The organism is Rheinheimera marina (genome assembly GCF_042654345.1).
In the GTDB taxonomy this organism is placed as follows: Bacteria; Pseudomonadota; Gammaproteobacteria; order Enterobacterales; family Alteromonadaceae; genus Pararheinheimera; species Pararheinheimera marina.
The window spans coordinates 23,627-44,541 of the sequence record NZ_JBHSGB010000009.1 but is presented as its reverse complement, the minus strand read 5'-3'; the positions used below and the strand labels follow the sequence as shown (position 1 = coordinate 44,541).

The window sequence follows — 20,915 nt, the reverse complement described above, 5'->3', positions numbered from 1 at the left end:
TCTTTAGGCAAGTTCTGATTCAAACTCTTGTTTGCACATTGGATAAGTCGGACATGTATTAGCAATAAGAGGCATATTAACTGAGTTAATCCGTTCAAATGGCGCTGACGGAGTTTGTTCAGTTTGAAACTCTTGTTTACAGAAAGGATAGGTCGGACAAGTATTGGCTAGAAATTGTTTTTGAGCTTGTTGATCTAGCCCAAGACTAATATTAACAAAAGAATAACCATCAACAGTCGACAACACAAATAAGGTAGCAGCTACTAATTTTACTAAGCTTTTCATCGAATTGACCTCAAGTAGTGGATTGAACTCCGCTTACTTTGTTCGATTACTCCAGCATTGAGCTGATGAATTACATATAATTTTCTAATTTATTTATTGTGTAATGTTAAGTTGAGCGATATCGATATCTCTTGTATCACCTACAACAAGGTAAATAAAACGTTCGTCTGGGCTAAGGCTAAAGCGGCTTGTATACAACTCAGAGCCTTCTCCTGTTGCTTCTATTTTTTGATCCTCGAAGGAAAAAAACAGCACATTGTTGCTATTTTTGTCGTCCACACCACTAAAATAAATTCCTCGCTCAGTAACTTTTATTTGTGGGTCAAAAACCATTCTGTCGAGAATTTGAGCAGGTAAATCAACTTTTTTGGTTAGATGGAATAAACTGTATTTTCGAGTTTCCGCATCTCTAGTTAACAAATAACTTCCATTCTGACTGTATTCATATAAGTCATCGCCAGCAGAAACGATATCCGCACTGTCTTCTGATGGATCATATTTCATGACCTGCCAGCGCCCTAGCTTGTTCGTTGCGTAGAAAAATGAATCAGAGAAGGGAGCCGCACTGATATTTTTTGTTGGGGCATTGCTATCCGCCAAAACTCGCCTACCTCCATTCTCAGTAAATAGCCATAGATTCTGATCGACAAGTGCTAATAGATAACGACCGGAATGAGAAAACTTGAGTTCAGAGATAGTGACCTGCTTATCAAAATTGCTAATCATCTTTTGTTCGCCGTCCTCGGACAACAACCAAATTTGTGCTAATCCCGTGCGCTTAGACACCAACGCAATTGGTTTAGCAGCGTCAGGGTTGATATCAACGGAAGTCTCATCGCGACTTGATTTAAAAACGAACTCATTCGTGTTGTCAGGATTCAAAACTTTATTGTTGTACTTCTTAACGTGATAAGCCCCAAATCGGCCAATACTACCAATAAAATTATTATCCGGTGTTAGCAAAAGCTCATAAACTCTGTTGTCTGTAACAACTGCAGTTTCTTGGACTGGAGTCGATAAATTGACTTTTTCAATACTGTTTGCAAATGAAGGAAAGAAGATGATTTTGTCATCTTTGGACCAGACCAAATCTCCTGGGTATGCGTTTTCTAGCTGCAATACCTTTGCTGTTTCTTGGTTCCTAAGATCCATCAACCATAACTGAACAGCTTCGCCTGCAATATCTCTTAAAAATGCAATTTTATCCCCTTGATGAGAATACCGCGCAACAAAATCACCAAACCCTAACGGAGAAGGCAGCAGCAACTGCCGCACATTCTTAGTCTGGAAATCGTAACTGGATAAAGCCATTCTGGCTTCTTCCGATACTGAACTTGAATAGAGCAAAGAATTTCCATCCGGAGCCCAGCTAATTCGAGCGGACACACTGTTTTTGCCACAATCAGTCAGCTTTTCATCATGTAATATCTCTCGTGGATTACTGTTATTGAGGGTCAATAAGCGTATTTCGCAATCTTGTCTGAATATTAGCGATTGATATGCGATTCGTTGACCATCAGGAGAAAAGCTTGCTCCATAATTGTCTCTGCCATTGTCTACTAAGATGTATTTTTGTTGCGTAGTTAAATCTTGCAGCATCAACGTATTTTTCAGCTGGCCAGCTTTGGCAAAGCTGTACACCAGATAGCGGCCATCTTTGGATAAACTTGGGTAGTACTCGAAACCATCCATCGAGGAAACCGGCGCCCAGTGGCCGAACAACACTTTGTTTTCGGGTTCTTCTTCTGGCTGTTGCCAGTATAGCCAGCCAGCGACACCAGCCAGCAGTACCAACAACAGCGCAGCAACCCAGAACCAGGGCTTGGGCTTGTTTACGGGTTCAGGTTCTGCGGCGGCTGGTGCTGCTATTTCAACGACTTCAACGGCAGCAATAAAGCGATAACCGCGTTTATTAATGGTTTCAATATAGGTGGGAGCTTTCACATCGTCGGAGAGCACATCACGAAGAATACTGATGACACGGGCAATACGACCATCTGTCACAGAACTCAGGTGCCAGACTTCTTTGAGCAGCTCTTCTTTGCTGATCAGACGGCCCGGATGCAACAAAAAGTAATTCAGTACGCTTTGGCACAAATTATCCAGTTCCAGTTTCTGCTGAACCTTTGCCTGTTCGTCCAGCTTCACCAGTTTGTCGAGGTGGGGTAAATACCACCAATCCCCAACTTTTAATTGGGCCAAAGGTCTGTTCAATTTCTCTCCGTGTTCAGTCGCAATCTGACAATGGCAGCTGGGTTATAATCTTAGGCAAAATCAATGCATTATCACAGTAGTCTTCGACTTCTAAACCAGAAAAAGCAGAAAAACGCCCTAATGTTATATCCACAGGCACAGCCCTGAACAATGAATTCGGTGGTGTTAACCGGAAATACTGCGCAAAAAGCGTCAAAGCGCCAGACCCACCCGTCAGTCCAATCGCCTTGTTGTCATCACGGCCCAACCAAATGGTGATGGACGTTTCATGATCAAAGCCGGTAAACCAGCTGTCGCGGTGATCACTGGACGTCCCGGTCTTACCGGCAAAACGAATTCCTGGAAACTGGCTTGTCAACGATTTACTGGTACCACTGCGGGTTGCCTGCTGCATAGCATACTGCAGCAGATAGTCTGCTTCTTCTGTAACTCTTTGTTGCACAATGTTTCTGCGCTGATAAACCGCCTGGCTTTGCGGTCCGGTAATAGCTTCAATGGCCGCTAATTGCTGGTACTTTCCTTTATTGGCGATAGTCTGATACATCTGCGCAACTTCGGCCGGCGTCAATTCAACAGCCCCAAGGAACGCCGACGGCTGCAGCTTGACGTCCCGCTCCAGCCCCAGCTGCTGCAAACCAGTTTTCAAAGCCGGTAAGCCCAGCATCAGCCCTAACCGGACTGTCGGAACGTTTAGTGATTCGGACAAGGATTGCAGCAGGGTGACGTTGCCTCTGAATTTCTTATCGAAGTTTTTCGGCGCCCAAGGGCCCTGGCTGGTACGCAAAGAAATAGGGCTGTCGTCCAGCACAGTCGCCAGACTGAACTGGGCTGGCCGGCTTAACGCCTGCAGGTACAACACCGGCTTCACGATACTGCCAATTTGGCGCCTCGCATCCAGCGCTCTGTTGTAACCTGCAAAATGCACGTCTCTGCCACCCACAATGGCTTTGTAAGCACCCGCCTGATAGTCCGTCACCACCATGGCGGCTTCCAGTTTGTCCTGCAGTTTGGCCAGACGTTGCCGCACCGCTTCTTCTGCCGCCTGCTGAGCCTGTGGGTCCATATAGGTGTAAATTTTCAAACCGGACTGCAGGGTGTCCTGATCTGGAATAATGTGTTTCAGCTCACGTTTGACCGCGTCGAGATAAGCCGGCGCTTTGGCTTTTAAATGCTGCCCCATTGGGATCACAGCTAAAGGCTGCTCCACGGCTGCCTGGTATTCAGCGCCACTTAGCATTTGCTCATCACGCAGCACTTTTAATACCAGGTCACGCCGGCTTTTTGCCCTCGCGCCAAAACGTCTCGGGTCGTAATAAGACGGACCTTTTACCATCGCAATCAACAAGGCATATTCAGCCGGTCTTAATTCATTCAGCGGCTTACCAAAATAGAACTTACTGCCGAGGCCAAAACCATGCACGGCGTTGTTGTGAAACTGACCGATAAAAATTTCATTCAGGTAGGCTTCGAGAATTTCATCTTTGCTGTAGCGGTAATCGAGAATTAGCGCTATCAGCGCTTCGTTGACCTTACGAATAAGTTTTTTATCTTCCGTCAGATACATGTTTTTTGCCAGCTGCTGGGTTAGGGTTGAGCCGCCCTGCACTGTTCGCCCGGCCTGCAGGTTGACCCAAAATGCGCGTAACACTGACCACAGCGATACGCCGTGGTGCTGATAAAAATCACGGTCTTCAACAGTCAGTAAGGCGTCCCTGATCTTCTCAGGTACATCCTGTAAGGCAACCAGTTCACGGTCTTCCTGCTGTTGTGACACCAGATGATGAATAAGCTGAGGTTCCAGCCGGGCTTTATTCACCTGCTTTTTCAATTGATGGTCATAAACAGAAGCCACCCGGCCGGCCCCAAAACTGACGGTAAAAACTTCCTGCTCATCAAAACCATCAGCAAACTGAGCACTGCGCCGGTACACCACCACCTGGCTGCCTTGCGCCTGGTATTGTCCTGGACCGGTGATTTTGTCGACTTTGCGGTAACGCAGCAGCTCAAGCTCTTTAAGCAACTGCTGCTGGCTGAAGTTTTTACCCGGTTTCAGTTCAAGACTGCGGGCATACACCTGAGCTGGCACTTCATAATGGTGGTTGGAAAACAGCTGGGTAATTTTGCTGTCGAGATAAATCAGGTAGATAGTCAGCGCCAGGCCCACCACCAGACCAAGTTTAATGCTGAGCCACATCAGGTAGCGACCAAAACCGGATGTTTTGGCGGGCTGCTTTTTTTTGGTCCGTGGGGTCTTTTTCGTTTGCTCTGTCATTGTTGCATAGCTTTCTTCGTTTTATTGGTAGGCATCGCCTGAGCCGGATCGTCCGGCCAGTAATGTTTGGGATACCGACCCTTCATTTCTTTTTTTACGTCCTGATAGCTGTTCCGCCAAAAGCTGGCCAAATCCTGGGTCAGTTGCAAAGGACGGCGGGCTGGCGATAACAGTTCAATACGCAGCGGTTTTTTGCCAAGCGCGATGGTCGGTGTTTCAAGCTGTCCGAACATTTCCTGAATACGGATAGATAACACCACAGCCCCATCGTCCTGATAATACAAAGGGATCATAGAGCCTGTAGCTGAACGCCAACTGTCTGGGCAGTACTGGTGTAACTCTTGCTGTTGACGGTAGTCCAGCCGCTGCCACAGCAAAGTGTACAAATCCAGCCGGGCTAAATCGGCCACTTTGGTGATCCGGCCTAGATAAGGTAAAAGCCAGTCTGCGGCAGACTGCAACAGGCTTACCTCATCCATCGCCGGGAACTGCCCCACGCCAAGCTGCTGCGCCAGCGTCAGCCGGTTTTGCAGTTGCCTGGCCGGTTCGCTCCAGGGCAATGCCTGCAAGCTATGTTCAGTCAAATAGCTTAACCAGCCTTGCTGCACGTCTTGTTCAGTTAAGGCCTGAGTCAGTGTTTTACGTTCCAGCACCAGCTTGCCAAGGCAGAGTTGTTGCTGCGCAATAAAACGCCCGGCCTTTTCATCAAAACCCACATGATGCTGCTGTTGCAAATGCGACTGCCAGCTCTGTTTCAGCTCAGGCAAAGTCCAGGGCACTACCAGGCTGGCAATGGCCTGGTCACGGAACAACACATCGGCGACCACCAAAAACTCGGCCCCCTGCAGGCCGCTGTCCGCAAATAGCTGTACGCCTGCGCCATTGGCCAGTTGATACCCTTTGCCCCGTTTTTGCGCAATGCGGTCCGGAAAGGCACGGCTAAGTAAAGAGGCGGTCAAATGCAGCGGAAACTGAAATGTGCTGCTGATATTCAGCTGACGTGCCAGCAATTTAGCCTGCTGCAACAGCGCTGAAGGTAGAGGCCTGCTCAGCAACTGGTCAAGGTTGTCTTCGCCGCTTGGCCGGCGTTGCTCTAAGAAAGTCGTCAGCACCACAGCTAACCAGGCAGCGCCTTGTTCACCTTGCTGTTCCAGCTCACGACCATAATGCAGCATGGCCGCCAGCCGCGGATCGGCGCCGCTTTGAACCAACTGCTGGCCAAGCCGGGTGATCTGGCCTTTTGCATCCAAAGCACCCAGTTGTTCCAATACCCAACGCGCTTGAGCCAGATGAGCTGCTGGCGGGTTATCCAGCCAGAATAACTGTTCGGCGGCACAGCCCCAGGCGGCTGACTCTAACACCAGGCCGGTCAGCTCAGATTGCAATATCGCAGCCTTACTGAAGGCTGGGCGGCGTTGCCACTGCTCAGGACTGTCGAGCCGGTAACAGATGCCAGGGCCTAAACGTCCGGCACGACCGGCCCGCTGTGTTGCAGAGGCCTGACTGATGGCGACCGTTTCCAGCCGGGTTAAACCATGTCGTGGGTGGAACACGGCTTCACGCGCCTGGCCAGAATCAATCACCAGCTGAATGCCTTCAATGGTCAGACTGGTCTCGGCAATATTGGTACAGAGCACCAGTTTGCGTCGCCCGGCCGGGCTTGGCGCTATCGCCTGCTGCTGTTGCTCCAGCGTCAGCGCCCCCAGTAAGGCGTAACAATCCAGCTGTGGGTCCTGGTTGTGCTCCAGCAAAAACTGCAGCGCCTGCTCAATTTCCCGTTGCCCGGGCAAAAACACCAGCAGACTGCCTTGCTGTGCCTGGCTTTCCCGCAGCGCCAGTTTGGCACACTGCAGCCAGACGGCATCATTGGAGGGCGGCTGATAGCGGATGTCCACCGGATAACTGCGGCCTTCACTTTGCAAAACCGGCGCTTGCAGCTGCTGCGATAATGCATTCAGGTCCAGCGTGGCCGACATAATCAACAGCTTCAGTTGTTCATTCAGTTGCTGCACTTCCAGACAAAGCGCCAGGGCTAAATCCGCCTGCAAACTGCGTTCGTGAAACTCGTCGAAAATAACCAGATCAATACCGGACAACTCGGGGTCAGACTGAATCTTTCGTAGCAACACCCCTTCGGTGACAATCAATAAGCGGGTCTGGCCTGAGACTTTTTGCTCATGCCGGATCTGATATCCCACTGTCTGCCCTGGTGTTTCATTCAGCCTGGCTGCCAGATAACTGGCAATACTTTTTGCCGCCAGACGACGGGGTTCCAGCATCAGAATGGTCTTGTCATGCCAGTGTGGCTGCTGCAATAAAAACAGGGGCAAATAGGTGGATTTACCAGCACCAGGCGGCGCAGACAACAGCACTTTGTTGTGGCGTTCTAAATGGTCCAGCAGTGCAGGACATATGTCAGCGACAGGTAAGGTCATCTGGTTCAGGCACTCGGTTCGGATAACCTATGGTAACGGCTTTTTCCACTGAACCGAAGTCTGAAAAGCGCTGACTGCTGAATTGTCCAGCAGCCAGCGGGTGAGGTTGTCAGTTATTCAGCTTGCAGCGTATGGGCAATTAACCGGATCCCCTGGCCTGTTGCGCCGGCGCTCCAGAAGCCATTGCCACTGCTGCTAAAGGCGGCGGCCAGGTCCAGATGCAACCAGCCTTTGCCGTCATTTGGTACAAAGCGGCTTAAGAAACCAGCGGCATTGCTGGCACCACCAGTACCACCACCTTTAATAGGGCGGCTGTTGGCAGTGTCGGCATAAGGTGACGGGCATTGGCCCTGATGCCATTTTTCCAGCGGCAACTGCCAGGCTGGTTCAGACACCTGTTCGGCATAACTAAGAACCCGGCCTGCCAAAGCTTTATCCAACGCAAATACTGCGTTGTATTCAGTGCCTAACGCCATCATGGCGGCACCTGTTAAGGTAGCGGCGTCAATAATCAGTGGCGCTTTTGATTCAGCTGCACACATCAGGCCATCGGCCAACACCAGTCGCCCTTCCGCGTCCGTGTTGACGATTTCCACGCTGACACCATTTTTGTAAGTCAGGATATCGCCCAGCTTGTAAGCATTGCCTGAAATCAGGTTTTCTGCACAGCACAGTACTAAACGAACCCGTTTAGTCAGGCCTTGCAATATGGCCAGTGCCAGCGCAGCCGTCACTGTGGCGGCGCCGCCCATATCGCATTTCATCGTCACCATGCCTTCGCTGGCTTTAATCGAATAACCACCACTGTCGAAGGTAATGCCTTTACCCACCAAAGCGGCAGCCACTGGCGCGTCGGCCTGACCCGTCGGGTTGTAATCCAGCACCAGCATCGCCGGGTCACGGTCGCTGCCTCGTCCGACGGCATGCAAGCCTACCCAACCGGCATCCAATAATGCACTTCCGGCAATAACCTGAGCATTGACACAGCCTTGCGGTGCCACTGAGCGAATAAAAGCAGCGGCCTGCTCAGCCAGCACCTGCGGCGCTAATTCGTCCGGCGTCTGGTTGATAATGGCTTTGGCCCAACTAAAGCATTGGTGCAACTGCTGCAGCTGTTGCTGGTCAGCGGCAGAACCCGCCCAACCAATAGCGCCCAGTTTTTTTGCATTGCAAAAGCCCTGGTACAAGGCCCACTGCGCGTCCACTGTCCAGCCGTCACCCGCCAGTTGCAGTTGTTGAATGCCTAACCCATCCAGCTGACGCCCGGCTTTTTGCACAGAGCGCAATAAGTCATTGGCGTTGGCATGCAACTGATAACCGGCAGCAGCAGGCGTGAGTAACACATTTTTCCCCCAACGGCTTTCCGCCGTCTGGGTGCCAAAGTAAAGTTGAATGGATTCAGACATGACAAAATTCCTATAACTGCAGGCAATGGCCTGGGAAACGGGCTGAGTTTATCACTTTTTACAAAGCAACCAACACGCTGTGCAGCATCTTGGCGCTCAGCAGCACCAGAAGCGCGGCAAAAATTTTCTTTAAGGTGCTGACCGGCAACCTGTGGGCCAGTTTGACGCCAAGCGGTGCCGTGAAGAAACTGACCAGCGAAATGCAAACCACGGCCGGCCAGTACACATAACCACTGCTGTACTGCGGAGTGCTCTCTACCGCCCAGCCTGACCACAAATAGCCGACAGTCCCGGACAGCGCAATCGGCAAGCCCACTGCAGCCGAGGTGGCGATGGCATTTTGCACCCGCACGTTGCACCAGGTTAAAAAAGGCACGGTCAGCGAGCCTCCTCCTATAGCCACCAAGGCAGAAATACCACCAATGCTAAGCCCGGTCAGGCTCAGTCCACCCCATCCGGGTAACTGACGGCTGGCTTTGGGTTTCACATTCAATAGCATTTGCAGCGCGACATAACTCATAAAACAGCAGAAAAATACCGCCAGTGCTGTCGAAGGCAGTGCACCGGCAATTAAAGCGGCCCCTATGGTACCGGCCACAATGGCTGGGCTCAGCCGCCAGACCACAGGCCACAGGATGGCGCCATGGCGCTGATGGCTACGAATACTGGAAACAGAGGTTAGTACAATAGAGGCCATGGAGGTGGCCAATGCCAGATGAACAGACTGGTCACCCAGGCCCTGAGCTAAGAACATCGAGGTAAGCACCGGCACCATAATACCGCCGCCGCCCACCCCGAGCAGACCGGCAAAAAAACCAACCACGGCACCTAAGGCTAAATAGGCCAGCAACCACTCCCACAGCATTGCGTTCTCCATCATGTTAAAAATCAATATTTTAACCAAAGATACCACGAAATAACCTGCAGGATTTCCGCTTTGCACAGAGAAAAAGTGTACAAAAATTCGAAAAGCGGATGACGCTACTCCTTTGCCTCTGTATACTTCGGCCGCTTTTTTAATAGTGATTGCGGCGAATAAAAATTTCTGCTATCACTAGCCGCCAACTTTTTGCTTGGCACTGTTTTACAGGAGATGATCATGCCAGAAGGCAAAACCATAACAACTCTGGGTCTGTTGGCCCTGGCCGGTGTTGAACCTTATCAGGTTGCACAGGGCGAAGAGTATATGAACCCAAAACAGCTGGAGCATTTCCGTAAAATTCTGGATGCATGGCGTCAGCAATTACGTGAAGAAGTCGACCGCACCAAAAACCATATGGCCGACGAAGCAGCAAACTTCCCGGATCCGGTTGACCGCGCAGCCCAGGAAGAGGAATTCAGTCTGGAATTACGCGCCCGGGATCGTGAGCGTAAGTTGCTGAAAAAGATTGAAAAGACGCTGCAGAAAATCGAAGACGAAGATTTCGGTTACTGCGATACCTGTGGTATCGAAATTGGTATCAGACGTCTGGAAGCCCGCCCTACCGCCGATATGTGTATCGACTGTAAGACTCTGGCGGAAATCAAGGAAAAGCAACTGGGCGGCTAATGATGCCTGAGTTGCACTCCCGTTACAGGGGCCGGTTTGCGCCATCGCCATCCGGCCCTTTGCATTTTGGTTCCTTAATAGCTGCAGTCGGCAGTTATCTGCAGGCCAAATCCCAACAAGGCGAATGGCTGGTCCGGCTGGAAGATATTGACCAACCGCGCATGGTCAAAGGTGCCGCCGACGCCATACTGCACAGCCTCGAACTCTATGGTCTGCACTGGGACGGCGACGTCTGGGTACAAAGCCAGCGGCTGGAACGTTATCAGCAGGTCCTGGACCAATTAAGTCAACAACACCTGGTGTATGGTTGCGACTGTTCGCGAGCGCGTATTTCGGCACTGAGCAGTGGTTATGACGGCCATTGCCGTGAGCGTCAGCTGAGTCAGGGCACGCTGGCGTACCGACTGCAAGCGCCACAGACTGCCACTGAATTTACTGATTTATTGCAAGGCCGCACCCAGATACCGCTGGCACTGGCCCAAGAAGACTACATCCTGAAACGCCGCGATGGCTTGTTTGCGTATCAGTTAGTGGTGGTAGTAGACGATATAGACCAAGGCATCACTCAAGTGGTGCGGGGCGCCGACCTGATTGAAGTGACCACCCGACAGCAGGCTTTATTCGAGTTGCTGGGAGCCAAAGCCCCTTCATATGTCCATTTGCCGCTGGCGGTCAAAGAGCCAGGCTTTAAGCTCAGTAAACAAAACCACGCGCCAGCGATTTCCGACTGGCCGGTCAGCCACACCCTGAGTGCCGCACTTGGTTTTCTCGGCCACCCGCCACCAGCCGGGCTACAAGGTGCCCCTGCCAGTGAGTTATTGGAGTGGGCGGTGCGTCACTGGACACTGTCTGCTGTGCCGGCAGCCAGAGAATTGCCGGGTTCAGTGGTGCCAACCGGCGCCTGTTGAGGTTGCGGGGTTAAAATTACCCCTGAAACCTCAGTGCGCTCTGCGCTTTAGCCTTTCATTTTCTTGGTATGCTGCGGTATCATAAGCCGCTTTTTTCAGCGCTTGTTCAGGAGCATTATCATCATTTCGCGTGTACTGGAATTCTGCCGTCGTACGTTCGGCCAGAAAGCATCTGAGGCTACCGTCAGGGTCAAGGACGGTGAAAAACGCAGCACAGTGTTGCCTGCGATGAAAAAAATCCCCCGTGACGCCCACGCCGTGTCTCGCAAAGACATCAGCCCGAACGCGTTAAAGGTATTGTACCGACTGAAAGATGCCGGTTATGAAGCCTATCTGGTCGGTGGTTGTATCCGCGACTTGCTGCTGGGATTAAAGCCGAAAGACTTTGACGTGGTGACCAACGCGCACCCTGAACAAATTCGTCAGGTCTTTAAAAACTGCCGGCTGATTGGCCGTCGTTTCCGGTTGGCGCACGTGGTGTTTGGCCGCGAAATTATTGAAGTCGCCACCTTCCGTGGCCACCACAGTGGCGATGAGAGCAACCCGAAATCCAGTCAGAGCGATGCGGGTATGATCCTGCGTGACAACGTCTATGGCAGCATTGAAGAAGACGCTGAACGTCGTGATTTCTCCATCAATGCCCTGTACTACTCTGTCAATGACTTCTGCATTTACGATTTTGCCAACGGTATTGAAGCCATTGCCGAACGCAAAATTGAGTTAATCGGTGACCCGGAGACCCGTTACCGCGAAGACCCGGTACGGATGCTGCGTGCGGTGCGTTTTGCCACCAAGCTGAATATGCAAATCGCCCCTGCCACCCTGGAGCCGATTCAGGAGCTGGCGGTGCTGCTGAAAAACATTCCGGCCGCCCGCATGTTTGAAGAAGCCTTAAAGCTGTTCCTGGCCGGTAAAGGTTTTGACAACTTTATGCTGCTGAACGAGCTTGGCATCATCAAACACATCCTGCCTGTGGTGGCCAAAAACCTGAAGCAGGACAGCGAAGGCAAAATGCTGCAGCTGATCACCAGCGCCATGCAGGACACTGACGAGCGGGTCGCTATCGACAAACCTGTGACGCCGGCTTTTACCTTTGCCGCCTTGTTGTGGTACCCGGTGGAAGTGCGGGCGCAAACCTTACTGATTGAAAGCGGACTGAACGAACTGGACGCCTTTAATATTGCGATGATGGAAGTGCTGGACGATGTGCAGCGCAGTATTGCGATCCCCAAACGTTTTACCCTGACTATTCGTGATATCTGGTCACTGCAGTCACGTCTTGGCAAAAGAGCCGGACGTCGTGCCTTTAAGCTGCTGGAGCAAGCCAAGTTCCGCGGTGCTTATGATTTCCTTTGCCTGCGGGCCAAAGCTGAAGGTGGCGACCTGCAAGAGCTGACGCTGTGGTGGCAACGCTTCCAGCAGGAAGACGAAGCAGGCCGCGAACAGCTGGTTCAGCAACTGGGGAAAGAAGGTATTGAACGTCGGCCAAAACGTCGTCGCTCCTACAATAAAACCCGGCGGCCACGCTCTGACCAGGGCGGTTCATGATCCGTTGTTATATTGGCCTTGGCGCGAACCTGCATCAACCGCTGCAACAGCTGGAACAGGCGGTTGCGGCCCTCAAGCAAGTTAAAGATTGCGAATTGATTGCGGTATCCGGTTTTTATGGCTCCAAACCTATGGGGCCACAAGACCAGCCGGATTATGTCAATGCCGTCGCGGCGCTGGACACCGAATTGGCACCTGAAGCTTTGCTGGACCAATTGCAGCAGATAGAGCAGCAACAAGGCCGCCAACGTAAAGCAGAGCGCTGGGGCCCACGCACGCTGGATTTAGACCTGTTACTGTATGGCGACCAGAAAATCAACACCGAAAGGCTGACCGTGCCGCACTACGGCATGAAACAACGCGAATTTGTGCTTTATCCCCTGCACCAGCTGGCACCGCAACTGGTATTGCCTTGTGGTACCTCGCTCAACAGCCTGCTGGAGATTGTCCCTGAAAACGGTCTGACAATACTCAAGTAACTTGACGTTGCGGGGAGTCGGCAAGCCAGTGAGACCCCAGGAGCATAGTGCTCTATGTGACTGGGGCGAAATGGCACCGCCAACAAAGCAGCAACCTCAAGTACGACGGGTATATACTTTAACCCTTGCTGGCGGCGCGAATTTATGCGAAGGTTCGCGCCGAAAACTCCCTTCGTGGTCGGATGAGAATAAGATGGCCAAAATTACCACTTCAGCCCTGCTGAAAATGAAACAGAAGGGCGAAAAAATTACCGCCCTCACCGCTTATGACGCCAGTTTTGCCAAGCTGTTTGCTGACGCTGGTGTGGAAGTTCTGCTGATTGGCGACTCGCTGGGTATGGTACTGCAAGGGCACAGTGATACCCTGCCCGTTACCACTGCCGACATCGCCTACCATACCCGCAGCGTGCGCGCCGGCGCGCCTCTGGCCTTTGTGATCGCCGACATGCCTTTTATGAGTTACGCCTCGGTCGACCAGGCTCTGCATAATGCTACGCCGCTGATGCAGGCCGGCGCCAATATGCTGAAACTGGAAGGCGGTGACTTCTTATTACCAACGATTAAAGCCATGACAGAACGCGGTATTCCGGTCTGTGGTCATCTGGGCTTAACGCCACAATCTGTACATGTGTTTGGTGGTTTTAAGGTGCAGGGCCGTGACGAACAGGCCGCGGAAGCGATGCTGCAGCAGGCACTGGCCTTACAAAACGCTGGCGCTCAATTGCTGGTACTGGAATGCATTCCATCCCCGCTTGCCAAACGGATCAGCGAAGCTCTGACCATTCCGGTGATTGGCATAGGCGCAGGTGCCGACACCGACGGTCAGATTTTAGTGATGCACGACTTACTCGGCATCAGCTCTGGTTATATTCCGAAGTTCTCGAAAAACTTTCTGCAGGAAACCGGTGACATTAAGCAGGCGATTGGCAAGTACATTCAGGATGTAAAATCCTCAGCCTTCCCTGGCGCAGAGCATAGTTTCAGCTGAGGTTGGTATGAAGATTATTCAGGATATTAACGAATTACGCAGCACCATTCGCGCCTGGCGTCAGGCCGGTGAGCGCATTGCCTTTGTGCCCACCATGGGCAACCTGCATCAGGGCCATTTCAGTCTGGTGGATGTGGCCCGTCAGCATGCCGACCGGGTTATTGTCAGTATCTTCGTCAATCCAATGCAATTTGGCCCGAGCGAAGATTTGGATAATTACCCCCGCACGCTGCAGCAGGACTGCGACGGTTTAACCGCGCATCAGGCCGACGCGGTGTTTACTCCAACGCCAGCGCTGATGTACCCACGCGGATTGGACGTGCAAAGCTATGTCGAAGTGCCAAAGCTTGGTGATCACCACTGTGGTGGTAGCAGAGCGGGTCATTTTCGCGGTGTGTCCACGATAGTCACCAAGCTGTTTAATCTGGTGCAACCCGACGTCGCCTGTTTTGGCCAGAAAGATTACCAACAGCTGGCGATTATCCGGCAGATGGTGACCGATCTGTCGATGCCGATTGAGATTATTGGTGTGCCGACCTGCCGCGCCGACGATGGCCTGGCGCTGAGCTCACGTAATGGTTATCTGAATGCAGAACAACGCGCGATTGCACCTGCGCTTTACCAAAGCCTGCAGTGGTTGAAAGCGCAGCTGGCTGCTGGCGAAGCCGATTTACGCGCGCTGGAGCAGCAAACCAAACAGCGTTTGCAAGAAGCCGGCTTCAGACCGGATTACCTGAACATCAGCAACCAGCTGACGCTGGAACCGGCCAAGCTGGCCTCAGAGCCTTTGGTGGTACTGGCAGCCGCTTATTTAGGCGCGACTCGCCTTATCGACAATATTGAAATTTAAGCATGCAACAAGGACTGAGCAGTCTCAGTCCTTGTTAGCATTAATCAGCACCAGGCATCAGCAACCACAACACCAGATACACCAGAATGCCCGGGAAAGCCGCAGACAATACACTGACCAGCACATACAGCAGACGCACAGCACCAGCGGACCAGCCAAAATAATCGGCAATGCCACCACAGACACCAAACAGCATTTTGTCATTGGACAGTTTCAGTACTTTGTTACTCATCACAGCTCTCCCTTTGCGCTTTGTTCTACCCTAAACGCCATACCCTGTGACTGCAAGTGACAAAACGCAACAAAATCTTTCCGAAAAAAAACAGCGGCATGCCGCTGTTTTATCTTTGCTGCAATCACCAAAGGTCAGGCCGCGCTGTCACGCGCCAGTTGCAGCAACTTGGGTAAATATTCATGGTCCTGTGCGGCAATCTGCTGTTGCTCCATCAACACATCCTGCAGGATCTGATCGGTGGTCAGCGGATTGGCCAGCACCACCCGGAACACCACAGTGCCATGGCGGTGATATTGCGCCGGTTGAATGCGGGTACGGGACACAAAAGACAAGCCTTCTTCGCGTTGGCGCTTCTGAATAAAGCGAGTCAGGCCGTTCAGCAGCTCATTGAATTTTTGCAGCCGCTCGGCACTGGCGTTTTGCATCGCCGCCTGCACCTCCGCCGGCACATAACGGTAGGTCAGTAAACACAGCTCAGGCTCAGTGATCAGCTCAAACTCGCTGTGCTGGCGAATTAACTCAGCAAAATAGCGTGCTTTGTCGAGCGAGCGGTTGATCAGAATTTCATAGCCTTTGCGGCCAATCACCTGCAGGCAGGCATGCACCAGCATCGCCATGCCAGGGCGTGAGCCTTCCAATGTCTGGCTGCCTAAGTCTTTTGAGCCTTTACGCAAAATATATTCAGCGTGGTGTTCAATCACATGGGCCGAAGACGGGTGCTTAAACACCACCATGCCCGCGCCCATCGGGACATACATTTGTTTATGGGCGTCGATAGTGACCGAGTCAGCACGTTCAATGCCGGACAATAACTGACGGTATTTATCGGATAACAAAGTGGCACCACCCCAGGCCGCGTCAACATGGAAGTGACAGCCCAGCTCCTGCGCTAAATCAGCCAGTTGATGCAGCGGGTCGACATTACCGGTTTCGGTGGTACCTGCCACACCGACAATCGCCATCACTTTAATATTCCGGCTTTGCAGCTCTGCTGCCACCCGGCGCATTTCATCCAGCCGGACTTTGTTGTTCTCGTCCGTCTGCACAGGCACCAGGTGCTCACGACCAATGCCCAACAGGTCGGCAGCTTTGCCTAATGAATAATGGCCTCGTTCCGACACCAACACCGCCAGGCCTTCGTAGCCATAATGCTTCATGGCGCGGAACAAGCCTTCTTTGGCCACCCCTTTAAATTCACCGTCAGCTTTTAATAAACGGTTACGGGCAATCCAGAGCGCAGTGATATTGGCGATGGTGCCACCAGAGCAAAAAGCGCCCAGAGAATGATTGGCACTGTGCATCCATTTTTTGTAAAAGCTTTCGCCTTCGCCATACACCAGATGGTGCATCATACCCAGCACCTGGCGCTCCAAAGGCGTAAAGGCTTTGGACGTTTCAATCTTCACCAGGTTCTGGTTGAGCCCCACCATCATTTTCGACAGTGGCAACACAAAATAAGGCAAGGCTGAGGTCATATGACCAATAAAGCTCGGCGCAGCCGTGTGCACTGAATGCGCTACCAGTTGCTGCATGAGTTGTTCGGCGTAATCGGAAACGAAACGCGGGTCAGTCGGGATTTGGTGCGCCTGAAAGTCGCGCTCAATTTGCCACAGCGGTTTTTCAACGGCGACAATGCTCTCACGCAGAAAGCCCGCCAGATTCTGCGAGATGTTCTGTTCAATAATGCTGAGAGTAGAGTCTGGTGCCTCAGGCACAGTAAAAATCCGCCACAGCGCCTCTTCTGAAGCCGTGGCCAGACGTTTGCTCTGTTCTGTCATTCTATCCTGTCTCACCGGGTCGGGACTGGCCTGTAGTTTTAAGAAAGTTGGCCAGATTTCTGGAGTTGGCAACTGTAATCAATTGCCCGGAAAATGTCTTTAAAAAAATTCATCTTGCGGTCATATTGCGGCGACTTGCAGCCAAGCTGTCAATGGTTTGGCCTGGCCAGCCGAGCAAAAGGCTGTCAGGCGGAATGAAATCGGCTAAGCTATCAAAGCTTTGTTTTTAATTCGTTTTTCAGGAACATTAATGCTTCGGATCCGCTCAGTGCCTTTTGTGTTATTCAGCCTGCTGGTCTATATGGCTGCCGTCAGCATCTACTGCTACCAACATTATCAACACAACTACCAAAGCCGGCTGGCCCAGGTGGACCAGAAGCTGCTGGACGCCGCTCAGGCAGTTCCTTATTTACTTGGTGAAAACTACCACAGCGGCATCCAGGGTGCGCAGCATATCTCGCGCAGCCGTTACCTGGAGCTGGCAAAAAATTTAAGTGACTACGCCAAAAAGCTGCAGATCCAGTACCTGTATTCGATGGTGCTGGTCGACGGCAAAGTTCATTTCACCTCATCCAGTTACACCGAAGACGATTTACTCAAAGGCCAGTTAAGTTATTTCTACGATTACTACCCGGAAGCCACAGAAGCCAACAAAGCCGCCTTTGCCTCCACCAGCCCGGTGTTTGAACAATCACAAGACCAGTTTGGTGAGTTCCGCTCCGTACTGGTGCCGATGACCAGCCCGGATGGCACTGTGTATCTGGTCGGTGCCGACATGGCGCTGGCTGATGTGAAACTCTGGCTGGTGCAAAGTCTGATCGAAGCCATCTCCTCCAGCGCCGTGTTTTTCGCCCTGGCCTTGCTGCTGGCACTCTGCTACGCCGCTTTATTGCGCTACAACCTGACCACGGACCCACAGTCAGGCTGTCGTAATGGCCTGGCGCTGGAAGAACATTTGCGCAAAAGACGTTTCCCGCAATGCCAACTGGCGATAGTGCAGGTGAATAATCTGGAAGAAATCAGCCACCTGTACGGCACTTCGCTTGCAGAACAGGCGATGCAGAATTTTATCCACCGGTTGTCCGGCCAAACCGGCGACGCCTTCAGTATTTACCGGCTGGCTTTTGAAAAGCTGGCCATACGCCGGGTGCGCGCCGTGCCAGACCAAAGCCTGCACGACCTGCTGACCCAGTTGGATTTCAATGAAGCGGTGCTGGAGGACCCTTACCTGATTTTTACCGTCACTTTGGGCATAGCCCAGGGCGATGCTCTGTCCGTGCTGGAAAACGCCACATTGGCGGTAAACACAGCCCGGCTGCAACAACAACCTCTGCTAGTGTATTCCGATTCCTTATTGGCATTAAAACAACACCTGCATACCAATATAAAAATGGCGCGCGAAGTGCGTGAAGCCATTGGCCATGAGCAGGTGGTGCCCTACTTTCAGCCTGTGGTGCATATCAGCACCGGCGAGGTTTATCAGTACGAATGCCTGGCGCGGATTTTACGCAGCGACGGCAGCATACTGACGCCGGATCAGTTTTTAAGCATTATCAACCGCAGCTATATGGATGCTGAGCTGACCAAAATGATGTTTATTAAAAGCGCCAGTCAGTTTGCCCAGGCCAAGGTCAGCTGGTCGATGAATATCACCTCACGTGATCTACTGGACGATGACTTGCAACAGTTTTTCCTCGACTATCTGGCACATTACCCGGAACCACAACGGGTCTGTTTTGAACTGGCTGAAGCCGGTGTACAGCCCCAACTGGACCGCTGCAAAGCAGCTATTAAAGCCTTACAACAAGCCGGTGCTAAAGTAGTATTGGACGATTTTGGCAGTGCCAGTGGCATTGGCCTGGCTGATTTACTGCAACTGCAGGTCGATGGGTTGAAACTGGATGGCAGCCTGACCGAACTGATCAGCCATGATCAGGACGTGCAGCTGTTTATTGAACACATTAGTTCTTTTGCCCGTCAGACCCATTTGCTGCTGATTGCTGAAATGGTCGAAAGTAAACAGGCGCTGGATATGCTGGAGCGCAGCGGCATTCGCTACGCCCAAGGCTATTACTTTGGCCCTGCGGCGCCTGTACCGCTGCGTTCCCATGAACAAGATCTGTAATTAAGTCGGATCAGTGGTCAGTGCCGCTAACTGCTCAGGGTTCAGCGGTATTTCAAGCAGCAGCGCCAGCACATAAAGCAGCAAGGACTCCTGTTCGTTCACCAGCTGGTCCGCTTGCACGGCCGCCTGCAGCATCTGCCAGAGCTGCTGCTTCACACCAGGCGCTGCGTGGATAAGCGGCGGTAACGCCTGGTTCAGCTGCTCCAGACTGACGGTCGTCAATGCGCTATCTGTCGTCAGACCCAAAACCTGTAAGCCGGCCTGCCAGCTTTGTTGCTGCAAGGGCTGATGCACCGCCAATTCCGCACAAGCCGCCAACAACATCAGAGCCTGAGGTTGTATTTGACTGAACTGCCGGCAACTGTCGTTGCGGTGCAACAACTGGGCATCAAACTGCACACCCACGGTATGCTGCAGCCAGCTGATCACACACCACTCATACAAATCTGTCTGCTGGTCATGTCGCACCAGCTGCTCACAAAGCACTGACAACTGGCGAAACTGCGCCGCACTGAGTTGCTTTAAACCAGGCACAGCCAGTTGCAACAACTGCAATTTGTACAGCGCACTCAGTGGCATCACATCAGGCAACAAGCGCTCAACACTGCCGGCAAACTCCTGCCCCAGCTGCCTGGCTATCAAGGCCAGCTGGTTATCTTTCTGGGGTTGTTGCAGCAAACAGGCACAACAGAGTGCCGGCGCCTGCGCGGTCTGCCGAAGCTGACTTAGCAGCACCAGCGGCAAAGCGACAAATGCGCTGGCTGCCTTCGGCTGTGACGCTTTAGCCGCTGCGGGTTTATCACTGGCCGTTGGGTTGACGGACGAGCCATCCCACTGTGGGTCCAGCCGTAAAATACGTTCTTTCAGTGGCGGATGGGTGGCCAGTAAACGGGTAAAACGGGGCAACGCATCGGCAAAAAACAAATGACTCATTTCAGCCGCATTCGGATGACGCAGCCGCCCATGCTCAGCCAGCAGACCTATCCGCTTCAGCGCACCGGCGATACCGGCCGGATTGCGGGTAAATTGCACCGCACTGGCGTCGGCCAGAAACTCACGCTGCCGGCTGACAGCGGCTTTAATCAGGCTGCCAAAAAATACCCCCAGATAGCCCAACACCATCAGGCCAAGGCCTAACAGCAACAGTGCGTTGCCATTATCTTTGGAATTTGAGCTGCGGCGGCCGCCGCCATGACGTAGTAAAAAGTAACCACTGTGTCCGATAAACTCAATGCCATGCAGCAGAGAAATCAGCCGGATATTCAGCCGCATATCGCCGTTGAGGATATGACTGAACTCATGAGCAATGACACCTTGCAGTTCATCCCGGCTCAACTGTTCAATACAACCTTGTGTGACTCCCACCACCGCATCCGCCGGTGAATAGCCAGCAGCAAAGGCGTTAATGCCCTGCTCTGGGAGTAAATAAACCGGCGGTACCGGCACCCCGGAGGCAATGGCCATTTCTTCCACCACATTGAGCAGCTGGCTTTGCGACGCATCAGCCAAAGCCCGGTCCAGCCGCTGCCCACCCAGCGCCTGCGCCACCGCAGGTCCGCCTTGCCCAAGTGCGGCCTGCTTAAACAAAATGGCAATCAGCACAGCGCCACAGACAGCTGCGCTCAGCACACCCATAATGCCCCAGGGCAGGCTATGCAGCCAACGGTCATCAGACCATTGGTGCAGGTCCTGGTATTGTGCCGGTTCCAGCAGCCCCAAGGTCACCAGCAACAACAGATTGGTCATCAGCAGCAATAACAACAAGGCCACGCTGAACAACAACACCAATAAACGGGTGTTGCTGCGGGCCTTGTCCTGCTCGGCAAAAAAATTACGCATCGCA

Annotated in this window: 16 protein-coding genes; 7 read left to right on the top strand and 9 right to left on the bottom strand. The window is 52.3% G+C overall.

The window, feature by feature from the left end:
- Positions 1-3: 3 nt before the first annotated feature.
- From ACFO3I_RS09110 to ACFO3I_RS09085, 6 genes are all read right to left on the bottom strand, one after another.
- Positions 4-285 (bottom strand): hypothetical protein, encoded by a 282-nt coding sequence (locus ACFO3I_RS09110; RefSeq protein WP_377333555.1) that lies wholly within the window; start codon positions 283-285, stop codon positions 4-6.
- A gap of 93 nt (positions 286-378) precedes the next feature.
- Entirely contained in the window at positions 379-2,499 is a 2,121-nt protein-coding gene (locus tag ACFO3I_RS09105; RefSeq protein ID WP_377333554.1) for a winged helix-turn-helix domain-containing protein, read from the bottom strand.
- Positions 2,500-2,512: 13 nt separating this feature from the next.
- A complete protein-coding gene (mrcB, locus tag ACFO3I_RS09100) occupies positions 2,513-4,771 on the bottom strand; it encodes a penicillin-binding protein 1B (RefSeq protein ID WP_377333552.1) in 2,259 nt (752 codons plus the stop codon).
- Positions 4,768-7,206: an ATP-dependent helicase HrpB gene (hrpB, locus tag ACFO3I_RS09095; protein ID WP_377333550.1), complete on the bottom strand. Its 2,439-nt coding sequence runs from the start codon at positions 7,204-7,206 to the stop codon at positions 4,768-4,770. The genes mrcB and hrpB overlap by 4 nt, the downstream gene beginning before the upstream one ends.
- 113 nt (positions 7,207-7,319) lie before the next feature.
- The gene (gene pepB, locus ACFO3I_RS09090) at positions 7,320-8,612 is read right to left on the bottom strand and encodes an aminopeptidase PepB (protein ID WP_377333548.1); all 1,293 of its coding nucleotides are present in this window, start codon (positions 8,610-8,612) and stop codon (positions 7,320-7,322) included.
- A gap of 58 nt (positions 8,613-8,670) precedes the next feature.
- Entirely contained in the window at positions 8,671-9,492 is an 822-nt protein-coding gene (locus ACFO3I_RS09085) for a sulfite exporter TauE/SafE family protein (RefSeq protein ID WP_377333546.1), read from the bottom strand.
- A 219-nt stretch (positions 9,493-9,711) separates the two neighbouring features.
- Between ACFO3I_RS09085 and dksA the strand changes: the two genes are divergently transcribed.
- The 6 genes from dksA to panC all read left to right on the top strand — a co-directional run bounded on the left by dksA (position 9,712) and on the right by panC (position 14,934).
- Positions 9,712-10,161, top strand: coding sequence for an RNA polymerase-binding protein DksA (gene dksA / locus ACFO3I_RS09080; RefSeq protein ID WP_377333544.1), 450 nt, complete (start codon positions 9,712-9,714; stop codon positions 10,159-10,161).
- A gap of 2 nt (positions 10,162-10,163) precedes the next feature.
- Complete coding sequence (gene gluQRS, locus ACFO3I_RS09075; RefSeq protein WP_377333542.1) at positions 10,164-11,069, top strand: tRNA glutamyl-Q(34) synthetase GluQRS; 906 nt, start codon at positions 10,164-10,166, stop codon at positions 11,067-11,069.
- A 228-nt stretch (positions 11,070-11,297) separates the two neighbouring features.
- On the top strand, positions 11,298-12,617 hold the full coding sequence (gene pcnB, locus ACFO3I_RS09070; RefSeq protein ID WP_377333541.1) for a polynucleotide adenylyltransferase PcnB: 1,320 nt from the start codon (positions 11,298-11,300) through the stop codon (positions 12,615-12,617).
- Positions 12,614-13,096: a 2-amino-4-hydroxy-6-hydroxymethyldihydropteridine diphosphokinase gene (gene folK, locus ACFO3I_RS09065; protein WP_377333540.1), complete on the top strand. Its 483-nt coding sequence runs from the start codon at positions 12,614-12,616 to the stop codon at positions 13,094-13,096. Before pcnB ends, folK begins: the two co-directional genes overlap by 4 nt.
- 193 nt (positions 13,097-13,289) lie before the next feature.
- Positions 13,290-14,084 (top strand): 3-methyl-2-oxobutanoate hydroxymethyltransferase, encoded by a 795-nt coding sequence (panB, locus tag ACFO3I_RS09060; RefSeq protein WP_377333538.1) that lies wholly within the window; start codon positions 13,290-13,292, stop codon positions 14,082-14,084.
- A 7-nt stretch (positions 14,085-14,091) separates the two neighbouring features.
- On the top strand, positions 14,092-14,934 hold the full coding sequence (panC, locus tag ACFO3I_RS09055) for a pantoate--beta-alanine ligase (RefSeq protein ID WP_377333537.1): 843 nt from the start codon (positions 14,092-14,094) through the stop codon (positions 14,932-14,934).
- A 40-nt stretch (positions 14,935-14,974) separates the two neighbouring features.
- Here the strand turns inward: panC and ACFO3I_RS09050 are convergent, their stop codons facing one another.
- Positions 14,975-15,166 (bottom strand): PspC domain-containing protein, encoded by a 192-nt coding sequence (locus ACFO3I_RS09050; protein WP_377333535.1) that lies wholly within the window; start codon positions 15,164-15,166, stop codon positions 14,975-14,977.
- Between the two features lie 134 nt (positions 15,167-15,300).
- Positions 15,301-16,947, bottom strand: coding sequence for a pyridoxal-dependent aspartate 1-decarboxylase PanP (panP, locus tag ACFO3I_RS09045; protein WP_377333534.1), 1,647 nt, complete (start codon positions 16,945-16,947; stop codon positions 15,301-15,303).
- 250 nt (positions 16,948-17,197) lie between these two features.
- On the opposite strand from panP, the gene ACFO3I_RS09040 reads away from it, so the two are divergent.
- Positions 17,198-19,072, top strand: a complete 1,875-nt coding sequence (locus ACFO3I_RS09040; RefSeq protein WP_377333530.1) for an EAL domain-containing protein — start codon at positions 17,198-17,200, stop codon at positions 19,070-19,072.
- Here ACFO3I_RS09040 and ACFO3I_RS09035 read toward each other — a convergent pair whose 3' ends face one another.
- On the bottom strand, positions 19,073-20,911 hold the full coding sequence (locus ACFO3I_RS09035) for a M48 family metallopeptidase (protein ID WP_377333528.1): 1,839 nt from the start codon (positions 20,909-20,911) through the stop codon (positions 19,073-19,075).
- Between the last annotated feature and the right edge of the window lie 4 nt (positions 20,912-20,915).

Bases quoted from the DNA above. Each gene is read 5' to 3' on its own strand.
- ACFO3I_RS09110 (WP_377333555.1), bottom strand. From the start codon at position 285: ATGAAAAGCTTAGTAAAATTAGTAGCTGCTACCTTATTTGTGTTGTCG.
- mrcB (WP_377333552.1), bottom strand. From the start codon at position 4,771: ATGACAGAGCAAACGAAAAAGACCCCACGGACCAAAAAAAAGCAGCCC.
- hrpB (WP_377333550.1), bottom strand. From the start codon at position 7,206: ATGACCTTACCTGTCGCTGACATATGTCCTGCACTGCTGGACCATTTA.
- pepB (WP_377333548.1), bottom strand. From the start codon at position 8,612: ATGTCTGAATCCATTCAACTTTACTTTGGCACCCAGACGGCGGAAAGC.
- ACFO3I_RS09085 (WP_377333546.1), bottom strand. From the start codon at position 9,492: ATGATGGAGAACGCAATGCTGTGGGAGTGGTTGCTGGCCTATTTAGCC.
- dksA (WP_377333544.1), top strand. From the start codon at position 9,712: ATGCCAGAAGGCAAAACCATAACAACTCTGGGTCTGTTGGCCCTGGCC.
- gluQRS (WP_377333542.1), top strand. From the start codon at position 10,164: ATGCCTGAGTTGCACTCCCGTTACAGGGGCCGGTTTGCGCCATCGCCA.
- pcnB (WP_377333541.1), top strand. From the start codon at position 11,298: ATGAAAAAAATCCCCCGTGACGCCCACGCCGTGTCTCGCAAAGACATC.
- folK (WP_377333540.1), top strand. From the start codon at position 12,614: ATGATCCGTTGTTATATTGGCCTTGGCGCGAACCTGCATCAACCGCTG.
- panB (WP_377333538.1), top strand. From the start codon at position 13,290: ATGGCCAAAATTACCACTTCAGCCCTGCTGAAAATGAAACAGAAGGGC.
- panC (WP_377333537.1), top strand. From the start codon at position 14,092: ATGAAGATTATTCAGGATATTAACGAATTACGCAGCACCATTCGCGCC.
- ACFO3I_RS09050 (WP_377333535.1), bottom strand. From the start codon at position 15,166: ATGAGTAACAAAGTACTGAAACTGTCCAATGACAAAATGCTGTTTGGT.
- panP (WP_377333534.1), bottom strand. From the start codon at position 16,947: ATGACAGAACAGAGCAAACGTCTGGCCACGGCTTCAGAAGAGGCGCTG.
- ACFO3I_RS09040 (WP_377333530.1), top strand. From the start codon at position 17,198: ATGCTTCGGATCCGCTCAGTGCCTTTTGTGTTATTCAGCCTGCTGGTC.
- ACFO3I_RS09035 (WP_377333528.1), bottom strand. From the start codon at position 20,911: ATGCGTAATTTTTTTGCCGAGCAGGACAAGGCCCGCAGCAACACCCGT.